12 protein-coding genes are annotated in these 12,315 nt (G+C 60.3%); 8 read left to right on the forward strand and 4 right to left on the reverse strand.

Annotation, left to right across the window (positions count from 1 at the left end; all coding sequences use genetic code 11):
* Entirely contained in the window at window positions 1-1,413 is a 1,413-nt protein-coding gene (locus tag ACR0J4_RS02845) for an exonuclease domain-containing protein (protein ID WP_170642118.1), read from the forward strand.
* 89 nt (window positions 1,414-1,502) lie between these two features.
* Window positions 1,503-2,003 (forward strand): flavin reductase family protein, encoded by a 501-nt coding sequence (locus ACR0J4_RS02850; RefSeq protein WP_170642120.1) that lies wholly within the window; start codon window positions 1,503-1,505, stop codon window positions 2,001-2,003.
* Between the two features lie 6 nt (window positions 2,004-2,009).
* On the opposite strand, the gene ACR0J4_RS02855 is transcribed toward ACR0J4_RS02850, so the two are convergent.
* From ACR0J4_RS02855 to ACR0J4_RS02865, 3 genes are read right to left on the reverse strand one after another with little or no spacing between them, the layout of a single operon-like run.
* Complete coding sequence (locus ACR0J4_RS02855) at window positions 2,010-2,489, reverse strand: DUF6505 family protein (protein WP_170642122.1); 480 nt, start codon at window positions 2,487-2,489, stop codon at window positions 2,010-2,012.
* On the reverse strand, window positions 2,489-3,184 hold the full coding sequence (locus ACR0J4_RS02860) for a biotin/lipoate--protein ligase family protein (protein ID WP_170642124.1): 696 nt from the start codon (window positions 3,182-3,184) through the stop codon (window positions 2,489-2,491). Before ACR0J4_RS02860 ends, ACR0J4_RS02855 begins: the two co-directional genes overlap by 1 nt.
* Window positions 3,181-4,242 carry an Mrp/NBP35 family ATP-binding protein gene (locus ACR0J4_RS02865; protein WP_170642126.1) on the reverse strand — a complete coding sequence of 354 codons (1,062 nt, stop codon included), beginning with the start codon at window positions 4,240-4,242 and terminating at the stop codon, window positions 3,181-3,183. Before ACR0J4_RS02865 ends, ACR0J4_RS02860 begins: the two co-directional genes overlap by 4 nt.
* Before the next feature lie 108 nt (window positions 4,243-4,350).
* On the opposite strand from ACR0J4_RS02865, the gene ACR0J4_RS02870 reads away from it, so the two are divergent.
* Window positions 4,351-5,079 (forward strand): hypothetical protein, encoded by a 729-nt coding sequence (locus ACR0J4_RS02870; RefSeq protein ID WP_170642128.1) that lies wholly within the window; start codon window positions 4,351-4,353, stop codon window positions 5,077-5,079.
* Here the strand turns inward: ACR0J4_RS02870 and ACR0J4_RS02875 are convergent.
* Window positions 5,073-7,028 (reverse strand): 4Fe-4S binding protein, encoded by a 1,956-nt coding sequence (locus ACR0J4_RS02875; protein ID WP_170642130.1) that lies wholly within the window; start codon window positions 7,026-7,028, stop codon window positions 5,073-5,075. The genes ACR0J4_RS02870 and ACR0J4_RS02875 overlap by 7 nt on opposite strands.
* A 262-nt stretch (window positions 7,029-7,290) precedes the next feature.
* Here ACR0J4_RS02875 and ACR0J4_RS02880 point away from each other — a divergent pair, with 262 nt between their 5' ends.
* The 5 genes from ACR0J4_RS02880 to ACR0J4_RS02900 all read left to right on the forward strand — a co-directional run bounded on the left by ACR0J4_RS02880 (window position 7,291) and on the right by ACR0J4_RS02900 (window position 12,304).
* On the forward strand, window positions 7,291-7,845 hold the full coding sequence (locus tag ACR0J4_RS02880; RefSeq protein WP_170469868.1) for a DUF3305 domain-containing protein: 555 nt from the start codon (window positions 7,291-7,293) through the stop codon (window positions 7,843-7,845).
* Window positions 7,842-8,414, forward strand: a complete 573-nt coding sequence (locus ACR0J4_RS02885; RefSeq protein WP_170551330.1) for a DUF3306 domain-containing protein — start codon at window positions 7,842-7,844, stop codon at window positions 8,412-8,414. The genes ACR0J4_RS02880 and ACR0J4_RS02885 overlap by 4 nt, the downstream gene beginning before the upstream one ends.
* A gap of 3 nt (window positions 8,415-8,417) precedes the next feature.
* Window positions 8,418-9,029 carry a TorD/DmsD family molecular chaperone gene (locus tag ACR0J4_RS02890; RefSeq protein ID WP_170551332.1) on the forward strand — a complete coding sequence of 204 codons (612 nt, stop codon included), beginning with the start codon at window positions 8,418-8,420 and terminating at the stop codon, window positions 9,027-9,029.
* 58 nt (window positions 9,030-9,087) lie between these two features.
* A complete protein-coding gene (locus ACR0J4_RS02895; protein WP_170376587.1) occupies window positions 9,088-9,276 on the forward strand; it encodes a ubiquinol-cytochrome c reductase iron-sulfur subunit N-terminal domain-containing protein in 189 nt (62 codons plus the stop codon).
* A 133-nt stretch (window positions 9,277-9,409) separates the two neighbouring features.
* Window positions 9,410-12,304, forward strand: a complete 2,895-nt coding sequence (locus ACR0J4_RS02900; RefSeq protein ID WP_170642134.1) for a formate dehydrogenase subunit alpha — start codon at window positions 9,410-9,412, stop codon at window positions 12,302-12,304.
* Window positions 12,305-12,315: the final 11 nt, after the last annotated feature.

Below are 12,315 nucleotides of genomic sequence, written 5' to 3' on the forward strand. Positions count from 1 at the left end.
ATGCTGACCAAGTTGAGTCTGCGTCTGAGAATCTTTCTGTTCTTCTGCCTGTTAGCGGCTGGTGGGCTGGCGGTCAGCGCTCTGGCGCTTTGGTTCAGCTATGCCCGCGAGGGCAACCCCGCCCTTTTCGACACGTTCCTTTTTGCCGGGATCGTGATTGCCTTTGGGCTGTTGGCCTTGGTCGCCGGGGTCTGGTTGCTGTTTGACGACAACGTGGCAAAACCGATTGAGCGTCTGTCTGCCGAATTGCGCGCGCGGGCCCACGCCGGGGTCAGCAGCAATATGGATGTGCAGACGGCAAAATACCTGGGCGACCTTGCCCCGGCCGCCGCTGGGCTGGCAGATCAACTGTCGCACAAGACGCTCAGCGTGGCCGAGGCAGTCGCATCCGAGACCGCCCAACTGGCTGCCGAAAAGAACAGGCTCACCGCCCTGCTGACCGAGATTCCGGTTGCCATGCTGCTCGCCAGCCCGAACCACAAGATCGTCCTCTATGATGCGCAAGCGGCCGAGGTTCTGGCCCAGATCGCACATCCCCGTCTGAACGCCGCGCTTGAGGATTATCTACAGCCTGACTCGCTGTATGCCGCCTATTCGAAGCTGGTCAAAACCGGTCAGGACGTCACCTGCACGTTGACCAGCATCGACGGAGCGCAGACTTACGCCGCGCGCGTGAAACCGTTGGGAGATGCGCCCGGATACATGCTGATTTTCGACGACAGCGCGGCGCAGATCGCCCCGGACGCGGCGCGCCCACTAGTCTATGATTTCGACCTGTTGAACGTGTCCGCCTCGGGTAGTTTCGAGGCCCAAACGATTGAAGATCTTTGCTTTGTTGTCTTCGACACCGAAACCACCGGCCTGTTGCCGCACAAGGATGAGATCGTCCAGATCGGCGCTGTCCGGGTTGTGAAAGGGCGCATTGTCGAGGGCGAACGGATCGACATGCTGGTCAATCCCGGCATCCCCATCCCAGCGGCCTCTACCAAGGTTCACAAGGTCAGCGACCAAATGGTGCAAGGCGCGCCCGACATTGGCGAGGCTGGCCGCATCTTTCACCAATTCGCGCGGGATGCCGTGATTGTTGCCCATAATGCGCCATTCGACATGGCATTCCTGCGCCGTCACGCCAAGCGGATGGGTGTTGAATGGGATCACCCAATTCTGGACACCGTGCTTCTGTCTGCTGTCCTGTTTGGCGCCAGCGAGACGCATACACTGGATGCGCTATGTGACCGTTTGGACGTAGAAATTCCCGAAGCGCTCCGCCACACGGCGCTGGGGGATGCGGTGGCCACGGCTGAGGCGCTAGTGCGGATGCTACCCATGCTGAAAGCGCGGGAAATCACCACTTTCGGCGCAATCATCACCGAAACCCGCAAACATGGTCGCTTGTTGGAGGACCTGAACTGACCTAGTTTTTCAACGTGATGAACCAAAGTTACCATGGACAATACGGAACGGTCATGGCACCTGACGATCGGGCAGAGAACAGATGTGCAATGACCGAGAAGATTTTTATCCCGACCCCTGATCAAAGCACCGCGTTTCGTGAAGCGCTGGGATGTTTCGGGACAGGTGTAACGGTCGTCACAACCCAGACGGCACTTGGGCCGCGCGCGATCACCGTGAACTCCTTCACCTCGGTTTCACTAGACCCACCGCTGGTCCTGTGGTGTCTTGCCAAGGAATCCAATCGGTTCGGGGCGTTTTCGGACTGCCAGCACTATTCCATCCATGTCATGGCACAAGAGCAGCAGGACCAAAGCCTGCGGTTTGCTCGGGACGGAGAAGATTTCTCTCACGCAGACTGGAGCGCAGATGATATGGGCCGGCCGCAACTGGCCGATTGCCTGGCGCGGTTTGACTGCCATCTGCATGCCTGCCACGAAGCAGGCGACCACCTGATCATGGTTGGCCATGTTGATCAGGTCATGTACCGCACAGGCCAAGGCCTGATCTTCAAGCGGGGTCAGTTTGGCGGGTTTGTCGACCTTATCTGACGACCCTTAGTCTTCAAGTGAGCCATGAACCGCCAGCGCCTCGAGCTGGGTTTCTTGCGGAGTGATCACGCGGAAGGCTTCATGCACGCCGCTTTCGGTCAATTCACGCGCAACGGTGAGCAGAGTGTTGGCGGCGTGCTCGTCGCATAGCTCGGACATATGGTCTATCTCCGATTGCGCCACGCCCATCGCGGCCTCGACCGATGGTGCACCGTAGAATTTCACGAAATGCTCAGCCAGATATTCGACGATCTGCTCCTTTTCAGCCGGTTCGATCTGGGTGACAGCCACAAAGGTCACACGCCCGAAGGTCTCTAGCCCCAGCCAACCATTGGCGAAGGCCTGACGGGCTTTCCCTTCCAGATCGCCCTGCCCCCAGTTGGAAAACTCAAAGCCGCCCGAGATGCACCATTCCCCCGTACGCGCGGGCGAGTGGAACACGTTCATGTCGCTTTCGTCGAAGTGTATCGCGCGGGCCAGTTTCATCAGGTCGCCTCCAATAAGTTTGTGAGCGGGCGCAGGTGAGTCTCATCCTTGTCGCGGATCAGCATGCCGAACCGCTCATCCGTGCCAAGGAACACGCCCTGCTCCTCGATCGGTTCTCCGACGCCGCGCAGAAGGCCAAGCCATTCGCCATGTAGCGGCGCGTTGCCGTCCTCGGACCAGCGGTTGAGCCATGTCAGCATATGACGCGACCAGCTTTCCACCAGTTGGGTTGCCGAAACCTCGGCGCAGCCCTCATCATAGAGCGCGGTGACGTCCGGCGTTTGGCCGGGCGCGTCGCTGGTTTGCAGCAGTACCAATTCCCACCCGACGACCAGCCAGTCGGGTATGTGATCGGGATCGCTGGTCGACGCGGCAACATGAAACTGCCCGCATTTCGCGCCGTTCACGCAGATCAGGCCATCCCAGCCCAGATGCACCGCCACTTCTGGCGGTGCCAAAGCGCCCAGTGCGTTCTGAAACCCGACAGCACATAGCGGAAGCATCGCCATGGCGTCGTGCAAAGCGACCTCGGGCGCGAATACGATGGCCGCACGCAGACGATCGGCCTGAATATTGTACACGACCGAACCGGAATCGCAGCCCAGCGCCGCCATGGCCTGGGCCTTTTCGAACGGGTCTTCCCCACCCTTGGCGGGGTGACCTGTCAACAGAGGGGGAAAGACCGGCTCGCTCATGCGTTGGCTTTGGCGATCAGGTCGCGCGCGATCTTGCGGAACGCGTCGGCCTGTGGGCTGTCGGGCTTGCTGACCACGATGGGCGCACCCCCGTCCGCGGCCATCCGGATATCCAGATGCAGCGGGATTTCACCCAAGAGCGGCACGCCCAGCGCCTCGGCCTCGGACGCGACACCGCCATGACCAAAGATATGTTCCTCATGCCCACAGTTGGAACAGATATGGGTCGACATGTTTTCGATCATGCCGAAGATCGGCGTCTTGAGTTGGTTGAACATGTCGATCCCTTTGCGGGCATCAATCAGCGCCACGTCCTGCGGGGTTGAGACAACGATAGCCCCATCCACCTGAAACTTCTGGCTGAGCGTCAGTTGCACGTCGCCGGTGCCAGGCGGCAGATCAACGATCAGCACGTCCAGAGCGCCCCACTGCACTTGGTTCATCATCTGCTGCAACGCACCCATCAACATGGGGCCACGCCAAACAACCGCCTGCCCTTCGTTGGTCATCAGGCCCATCGACATCATTGTGACGCCATGATTGCGCAGAGGCAGAATCGTCTTGCCGTCCGGGCTGGCCGGGCGTCCTGAGACACCCAACATCCGAGGCTGTGACGGCCCGTAGACATCCGCGTCCAGCAGCCCGACGCGCCGCCCCTCGGCCGCCAAGGCGCAGGCGAGGTTCGCGGATACGGTCGATTTCCCAACACCGCCCTTGCCCGAGGCAACGGCGATAATACGATCCACACCAGGCACAGCCTGCGGACCGGTCTGAGAGGGCTTTGGTTTTGGCTTGAGATCCGGTGGAGCCTTGTCGGAATGCGCGGTCATCATCGCCGACACTTTCGAAACCCCTTCGACCATCTGCGCGGCCTGCTCAGCGGCGGCGCGAACCGGCTCCATCCGCTCGGCCTGTTTGGGGTCGATCTCAAGTACGAAGCGCACGGTATCGCCTTCGACATTGAGGGCGCGCACAACGCCAGCGCTGACGATATCCTGACCGGAAACCGGGTCAGTGATCTTTTTCAAGTTTGCAAGAACCGCGTCACGGACACTCATGCCATCATCCCCATAACCTGCCCCATCGCATGGTTGCTTTTCATTGCATGTGTCTCCGTTTCTTTTCGTTCATTTGACGCATTTGCCTTTTGGCGATTAGGCTTGGGCATGCGCTTTTTCCTTTTGTGCCTCAGCCTGACGCTCTCCGCCACCCCTTCCGGGGCGCAAGACGCGATTGGCTTGGCCAGCCCGACCGAAGTTTCGAACTCGGGCCTTTTGCAACATATTCTTCCGCGCTTTTCACTCAAGACCGGGATACGGGTAATCAGCGATGCTGAGGGCGTTATGGCGTTGAATACCGGTGCCGAGGGCGATCCGGTCTTTGCACGTGGCGAGATCGTCTATCACCTGCGCATTCAGGACGATCCGAAACAGGAGCGGTTTCGTGACTGGCTGCTGTCGGATATCGGCAAACGCACGATCGAAAGCTTTGCTCCGGATCAAGGCCCGCCCTTTAGCGCCAGTTTCGAGGTTGCCAGCGCCGAGGCATCCGAAGTCATTGATGGCAATACCGCGTTGGGTGAGGAGCTCTCGATGACCCATTGCGGACGCTGCCATGTGATCGGCCCGCAGAACCGCCTGAATGGGCTCGGCTCGACCCCGTCTTTCGCTGTGTTGCGCACATTGCCGGATTGGGATGAGAGGTTCCAGGCCTTCTTCGCGCTGAACCCCCACCCGGCCTTCACGCAGATCGAAGGCCTGACGCCCCCTTTCGATCCTTCGCGTCCGTCGCCGATACACCCTGTTGAGATGACGCTGGACGATCTGGACGCCATTCTGGCCTTTGTCTCGGTCATCAGCGCAGCGGATCTCGGCGCGCCGCTGCAGCATCAATGATCCTTCCGTTTTGAAAAATAGTCATCCGTAGTCACAACCTTGGGCCGCGGCTTGGACTGGAACGGATTGTCCTGCATGTTGAACTGCGCGCCCACCCGGCAATTGTCGCACATCTGGATCATCCGCGCCTGCTCGGACGAGGCAAACATAGGGTGTATACCCGACAGCTTCTCCATGACCCGCTCAACCGTTGACTTCACGCCAAACGGGGCACCACATTCGACACATTCAAAGGGCTCTTCCTCGTTCAGCACCTGCTGAGACAACGCCGCATCGCTCAGGTCCAGTTGGGGAACCAGCGCAATGGCATCCTCAGGGCAGATGTTTCGGCACAGACCGCATTGCAGACAGGCGTCCTGCTGGAAGTTCAACTGAGGTTTATCCGGGTTGTCGATCAAGGCCCCCGATGGGCAGAGCGACACACAGCTTAGGCACAGCGTACACGCATCCGTATCCACCGCGACGGCCCCATAGGGTGCGCCTTGGGGCAAAGCCAGAGGTTCCTCGGCCTTAGGGTTCAATGCCTGCGCCGCCAACCGGGCGATTTGTCGACGGTTGCCCAACGGAAGAACCGGGTCGGTCAGTGCCGCCGGTACGTCTTGAGCATAGAGCAGATCGCTCATCGCATCCGGGTCGGCCTCATCAATCAGTCCAAGACCCGCTTCCGGCGCGATCGCCTGTGCAAGCTCCAGCTCGCGGTCCAGAGCATCCTGCTCGGTCGTGGGGGCCAGCAGGATGTCGACCCTCGCAAAGCCGTGGGCCAAAGCGGCCAGCATCTCGGCATGGCCAAAGCCGGAAATGACGCTCACCTCCATCGGGATAACATCGGCGGGAAGTCCACGTCCGAACCGCGCGGCAAGACGGATCATCTCGGCCCCATGGGCGTCATGCACCAGCAGACGCGGCGCGGAGCCTCCAGCCCGGCGATAAGTCCGGGCCAGGACATGCATGCGCGACAGCACCGCCGACACAGGCGGGTCTTCGTAAGTGATCGCGGTCGAGGGGCACAGCGCCGCGCAAGCCCCACAGCCTGCACAGATCATCGGGTCAATGGCGACATGCTCTCCGGCGGGCGTGATTGCTCCAGTCGGGCAGATATCGAGGCAATTGGTACAGGCGACCTGCTCGGCCCGCGAATGGGCACACAGAGTTTCCTCAAGACGCACATAGAGTGGTTTTTCGAACGTCCCTACCAACTGCGCTGCATCAAACGCCAGTTTGGAGACCGCCAGCGGGTCGCGCGGGTCAGCCCGCAGATAACCCTCTCGCTTAGCCGGGGCTTGAACCAGTGGCGTGTCTCCGGCCACATCAATCAGGATGTCGCAGGCCGACTGCGCCCCGTCACGCGGCTCGGTCCATCCAAACGCCCCACGACCACCCGGGGCAATCTGCTGCAACCCGTCGATCCGCAGGGCGAACCCGCCCAATGCGCCCGAAACCGAGCGGACCTGCCCCCGCACCACGTCAAAGCTGCGGCTGACGGGTGAGGTCTCATCGCCAGTGACAACAGTCACCGCCAGCGTAGTCGACAAACGCTCCGCCAGATCAAAGGCGACCTCGGCCGGGCCAACGATGCAACAGGTCCCCTCGCTGATCACATCAACACTGGGCGAGATGGGCATGGGCACCAACGCCTCAGCCGCCAGGGCTGCCATCTTCGGGGCCGCATCGCCAGATTGGTCAGACCAGCCTGCGCGGTCCCTCAGATCGACAAAGGCGGGTGCCTCAACCTCAAGGTCCTCGGCCAGATCGCGAAACACCTCCTGCTCCTGCCCGCAGGCAATCAGCAGTTGTTCATCCCCCTTCATAAAGTCAGCAACAACACCCAGCTCTCGCGTGCAAAGGGCGGTGTGCGTTTTGCTGCACTCCAGCTCGGTGGCCGCGCCAATGCGGTCGGCGTCCACCTGCTGCGAGCCTTCGCAGTTACATAGAATAAGTTTGGTGGCCATGTCCCTCCCCCGGACAGCTTCCTGACTTGTTACCTTAGATGGTATCGCTCGGCTGGCAATCCAGTCTTTGTCAAACACTAAGGATCGCACATTAAATTCTTTGGGAGCGCCTGTTTTTCCTGACACAAACGCTCGGAATTTCACTTGTTAAACTTTAGTCGTACAAGAGGTTTTTCACGCGATTGAGACTTGGCAGAGCCGCCCTATGTGTACCATAGTAGACTTAGGGTAAGGCAGGGGAGAGCCTTACGGGGAGGAGCCAGTGGCCAAGGCCGCAAGCCGTATTGAAATGCCTGTTGGCGTCATCGTGCGCAAGACACCCGGGGTAACTCGCTGGGCTAAATGGAACTGGCGTGCAGTTGCCGTGCTGCCCGGTGCAGGCCCTGCTGATTGGGTGGAGCTTCGGCGCGAAGGCGACGCGGTGGAGTATCACGCCGCCACCTTGCCCCTAACCCTCTGGGCCGATGAGACCGAAGCTTACATGGTCAACCTGTCTGATGGGCAGCCTTCCGTTTATCTGGTTCTGCGCAACGATCTGGACGGCAACCGCCCGATGGATGCGGCGCTGATCACCGCCTCTCCGTTCGAAGGGCAGGATTATGCTGATACAGGCGAAGAGATTGTTGAGAAAATCCCGATGACCGAAGGCCTGATCGCCTGGGTTCGGGATTTTACCTTGGAACACCACCGGGATGAGGTTTTCATCAAACGCCGTCGTGACAAGAAACGGACGGACCTTGTGGAGGACGGCAAGGGAGATGCGCGTATTCGGCAGACCTCGGACGTCTACCGCGCACCGAGGAAGGTGCTGCAATGACCCAACCCCGCGATTTCTGGTCCCGCCGCAAGGCAGCCGTTCAGGCAGAAACCGAGGCCGAAGCGATCGCGGCGGAACAACAAACCATCGTGACGCAACAGGCCGAGTTGGAAGAAAAGAGCGACGCCGAAATTCTGGCCGAGTTCAATCTGCCCGACCCCGATCAGTTACAAGCTGGCGATGATGTGTCGGGCTTCATGGCTAAGGCAGTCCCCGACCGCTTGCGCCGCCGCGCCCTGCGTCGGCTATGGCGACTGAATCCTGTATTGGCCAATGTGGACGGGCTGGTCGACTATGGCGAAGACTACACCGATGCCGCCTGTGTGATCGAAAACCTCCAAACCGCTTATCAGGTCGGCAAAGGGATGTTGGCGCATATCGAGGCTTTGGCAGCCGAAGAGGATGAGCCTGAAATCGACGCCCCCGAGCCTGTCGAGGAAGAAGAACCCGCCGCGCTCGCCGAACCTGAACCAGCCCTGGAACCGATGGCTCTGGCCGCAGCGGAAGAGCCTGAGGACGAGCCTTATATCCCGGCCCCGCGCCGCATGAGATTTGAATTCGAAGGATAACGGATGACCGCAAGCAACGCGCAACACATGGATATCTCGGCCGAGGATCGGCTGCGCGCGGATTTCTACAATTTTCTGGGCCTGCTGCTCGCTGGCCCGCCGGATCAGCTGCTATTGGATCAGATGGCGGGGCTAAGCGGCGATGACACCGATCTGGGCCAAGCCATTCAAGCCATGGCACGGGTGGCCAAGGTGACAAAACCCGCGGCCGCAGAACGCGAGTTCAACGCACTGTTCATCGGGTTGGGCCGTGGTGAGCTGCTGCCCTATGCCAGCTTTTACCTAACCGGGTTCCTGAACGAAAAACCTCTGGCTCAGTTGCGCAATGATATGGCCGTGCGCGGCATAACCCGCGCCAAGAACGTGTTCGAGCCCGAAGATAACATCGCATCACTGATGGAGATTATGGCTGGCATGATCGTGGGCCGGTTTGGAACCGCTGCCCCTCTCGACGATCAAAAAGCATTCTGGAACAAACATATCGGCCCTTGGGCCGCACATTTCTATTCGGATTTGGAAGCTGCCGAAGCTTCGGTTCTCTATGCCTCGGTCGGGACGGCCGGTCGGGTGTTCATGGAGATCGAGCGTGAGGCCTTCCGAATGACGGCGGCATAACCCGCCACTCACCAGCGCCCAAGTCGGCGCTAGATCGCAAATGGGAGAGGAGACACCCATGAGCAAGACCAAGGAAGAAGGCGCAACCCGCCGCGACTTCCTCAAACTGGCCGGAACCGCAGCGCCCGCTGCTGTCGCCGCAGCCAGCCTGAGCGGTCAAGCCGAAGCAGCCGAGCTGCCGACGGACGAGACCCGCATGCAGGACACCGCGCATACCCGCGCGTATCTGGAAAGCGCGCGCTTCTAAGCCGCCTCGACTGCGCCCGGCCTAGCCGCCGGACGATGTCATCTACCCGACGGACGGTTGCGATTGGCCCTGATGTCGGTTCGCGAAGTACCAAGCCAGCCGTGGCTGACACGGCGCGCAAGGGAGGAAAACAATGCTTAGGAAAAAGACCAACGGGGTTGCGAGACGCCCCCAGCGGACAAGTATCCTGTCCCAGGTCGGCGAGAAAACCGTCGATCGCCGCGCATTCCTGCGTGGCTCGGGCCTGACGATCGGCGGCCTTGCCGCGATCAGCGCTACGGGTGGAACCGTGACGCAAGCCAGCGCCCAGACAGCGGCAAACCAAGCCGTTGAGAATATCAAATCCGTCTGCACTCACTGCTCGGTCGGCTGTACAGTCGTTGCTGAGGTGCAAAATGGTGTCTGGGTCGGGCAAGAACCCGGTTGGGACAGCCCGTTCAACCTGGGTGCGCACTGCGCAAAGGGCGCCGCGGTCCGCGAACACGCCCATGGCGAACGCCGCCTGAAGTATCCGATGAAAAAGGAAGGCGGAGAGTGGAAGCGCATCAGCTGGGACGAGGCGATCAACGAGATCGGCGACGGCATGATGAACATCCGTCAGGAATCCGGGCCGGACAGTGTGTACTGGCTGGGTTCTGCGAAGCATAATAACGAACAGGCCTATCTGTTCCGCAAGTTCGCCGCCTACTGGGGCACGAACAACGTGGACCATCAGGCCCGTATCTGCCACTCGACCACTGTTGCGGGCGTTGCGAACACGTGGGGCTACGGCGCCATGACTAACTCGTATAACGACATGCACAACAGCCGGGCCATCTTTATCATCGGTGGTAACCCGGCCGAGGCGCACCCCGTCTCGCTGCTGCATATCCTGCGTGCGAAAGAGCAGAATAACGCGCCGCTGATCGTTTGCGACCCGCGCTTTACGCGCACTGCGGCGCATGCGGATGAATATGTCCGCTTCCGTCCCGGCACCGACGTCGCATTGGTCTGGGGTATCCTTTGGCACATCTTCGACAACGGTTGGGAGGACAAGGAGTTCATCCGCACCCGTGTCTGGGGGATGGACCAGATCAAGGAAGAGGTTGCCAAGTGGACCCCGGATGAGGTCGAGCGCGTCACCGGTACACCCGGCTCGCAGCTGCGTCGCGTCGCCCGGACCATGGTGAATAACCGTCCCGGCACCGTTGTATGGTGCATGGGCGGCACTCAGCACACCAACGGCAACAACAACACCCGCGCCTACTGTGTGCTTCAGCTTGCGCTCGGCAATATGGGCACCACGGGTGGTGGCACCAACATCTTCCGCGGCCATGACAACGTGCAAGGCGCGACGGACCTTGGTGTTCTGTCTCACACCCTGCCCGGCTACTATGGCCTGTCGAAAGGGGCATGGGGTCACTGGGCCCGTGTCTGGGGTGAAGATCCTGAATGGCTGGCCGGTCAGTTCGCCACGATCAAAGACAAGGAAGGCAAGGATAAACCGCTCCAGAACGAGCGCGGCATCCCGGTCTCCCGCTGGATTGACGGTGTTCTGGAAGACCCTGCCAACATGGATCAGGACAACAACGTCCGCGCCATGGTCCTGTGGGGCCACGCGCCCAACTCGCAGACCCGGATGACGGAAATGAAGACGGCGATGGAGAAGCTGGACATGCTGGTCGTGATCGACCCGTATCCCACCGTCTCAGCCGTTCTGCAGGACCGCACTGATGGCGTCTACCTGTTGCCAGCTTGTACCCAGTTCGAAACCCGTGGCTCGGTCACAGCATCGAACCGCTCGCTGCAGTGGCGCGACAAGGTGGTGGATCCCCTATTCGAAAGCTTGCCGGACGAGGTCATCATGGCCAAGTTCGCCAACAAGTTCGGCTGGGCGGACCGTCTGTTCCGCAACATCGAGATGGACGACCCGGAAACCCCGAATGTTGAAAGCATCACGCGTGAGTTCAACTCGGGCCTCTGGACCATCGGCTATACCGGTCAGTCGCCGGAACGTCTGAAAAGCCACATGGCCAACCAGCACACGTTCGACAGAACCACGCTGCAAGCCATTGGTGGACCCAACGACGGCGAGTATTATGGTCTGCCCTGGCCTTGCTGGGGAACGCCTGAGATGGGTCATACGGGGACACCGAACCTCTATGACATGTCCAAACCGGTGGCCGAAGGTGGCCTGACCTTCCGCGCCCGTTTCGGGGTGGAACGCGATGGTGACAACCTGCTGGCCGAAGGGGTCTATAGCGTCGGATCGGAAATTCAGGATGGTTATCCCGAATTCACGATGCAGATGCTGATGGACCTTGGCTGGGATGGAGACCTCACGTCTGAGGAACGCGCGGCGATCGACGCCGTTGCGGGACCAGAGACCAACTGGAAGACCGACCTCAGCGGCGGTATCCAGCGGGTCGCGATCGCTCATGGCTGTGCGCCCTTTGGGAACGCCAAAGCCCGCGCGGTCGTCTGGACCTTCCCGGATCCGATCCCACTGCACCGCGAGCCGCTCTACACGAACCGGCGCGATCTGGTGGAGGACTATCCAACCTACGAGGACCGTCAGGCCTATCGTCTGCCCACCCTTTATGCTTCGATCCAAAAGAACGACTTTTCAAAGGATTACCCGATAATCCTCACGTCAGGTCGTCTGGTCGAATATGAAGGCGGTGGCGATGAGACACGGTCTAACCCGTGGCTGGCCGAGCTCCAGCAGGACATGTTCGTCGAGATCAATCCGCGCGATGCCAACAACCTTGGTATTCGGGACGGATCGCAGGTCTGGGTCGAAGGTCCTGAGGGCGGCAAGGTCAAGGTGATGGCGATGCTGACCAACAGGGTCGGTGCCGGCGTGGCCTTCATGCCATTCCACTTTGGCGGCCATTTCCAGGGCGAGGACCTTAGGGAGAAATATCCCAAAGGAGCCGATCCCTATGTTCTGGGTGAAAGTACCAACACTGCCCAGACCTATGGCTATGATTCAGTGACTCAGATGCAGGAGACCAAAGCGACTCTCTGCAAGATCTGGTCAGCGTAAGGAGGAGAAGA

It is taken from the genome of Ruegeria sp. B10 (assembly GCF_056539825.1).

Excerpts from the sequence above, each read along its gene's own strand:
- ACR0J4_RS02845 (WP_170642118.1), top strand. The coding sequence starts at position 1 with ATGCTGACCAAGTTGAGTCTGCGTCTGAGAATCTTTCTGTTCTTCTGC.
- ACR0J4_RS02850 (WP_170642120.1), top strand. The coding sequence starts at position 1,503 with ATGACCGAGAAGATTTTTATCCCGACCCCTGATCAAAGCACCGCGTTT.
- ACR0J4_RS02855 (WP_170642122.1), bottom strand. The coding sequence starts at position 2,489 with ATGAAACTGGCCCGCGCGATACACTTCGACGAAAGCGACATGAACGTG.
- ACR0J4_RS02860 (WP_170642124.1), bottom strand. The coding sequence starts at position 3,184 with ATGAGCGAGCCGGTCTTTCCCCCTCTGTTGACAGGTCACCCCGCCAAG.
- ACR0J4_RS02865 (WP_170642126.1), bottom strand. The coding sequence starts at position 4,242 with ATGAGTGTCCGTGACGCGGTTCTTGCAAACTTGAAAAAGATCACTGAC.
- ACR0J4_RS02870 (WP_170642128.1), top strand. The coding sequence starts at position 4,351 with ATGCGCTTTTTCCTTTTGTGCCTCAGCCTGACGCTCTCCGCCACCCCT.
- ACR0J4_RS02875 (WP_170642130.1), bottom strand. The coding sequence starts at position 7,028 with ATGGCCACCAAACTTATTCTATGTAACTGCGAAGGCTCGCAGCAGGTG.
- ACR0J4_RS02885 (WP_170551330.1), top strand. The coding sequence starts at position 7,842 with ATGACCCAACCCCGCGATTTCTGGTCCCGCCGCAAGGCAGCCGTTCAG.
- ACR0J4_RS02890 (WP_170551332.1), top strand. The coding sequence starts at position 8,418 with ATGACCGCAAGCAACGCGCAACACATGGATATCTCGGCCGAGGATCGG.
- ACR0J4_RS02895 (WP_170376587.1), top strand. The coding sequence starts at position 9,088 with ATGAGCAAGACCAAGGAAGAAGGCGCAACCCGCCGCGACTTCCTCAAA.
- ACR0J4_RS02900 (WP_170642134.1), top strand. The coding sequence starts at position 9,410 with ATGCTTAGGAAAAAGACCAACGGGGTTGCGAGACGCCCCCAGCGGACA.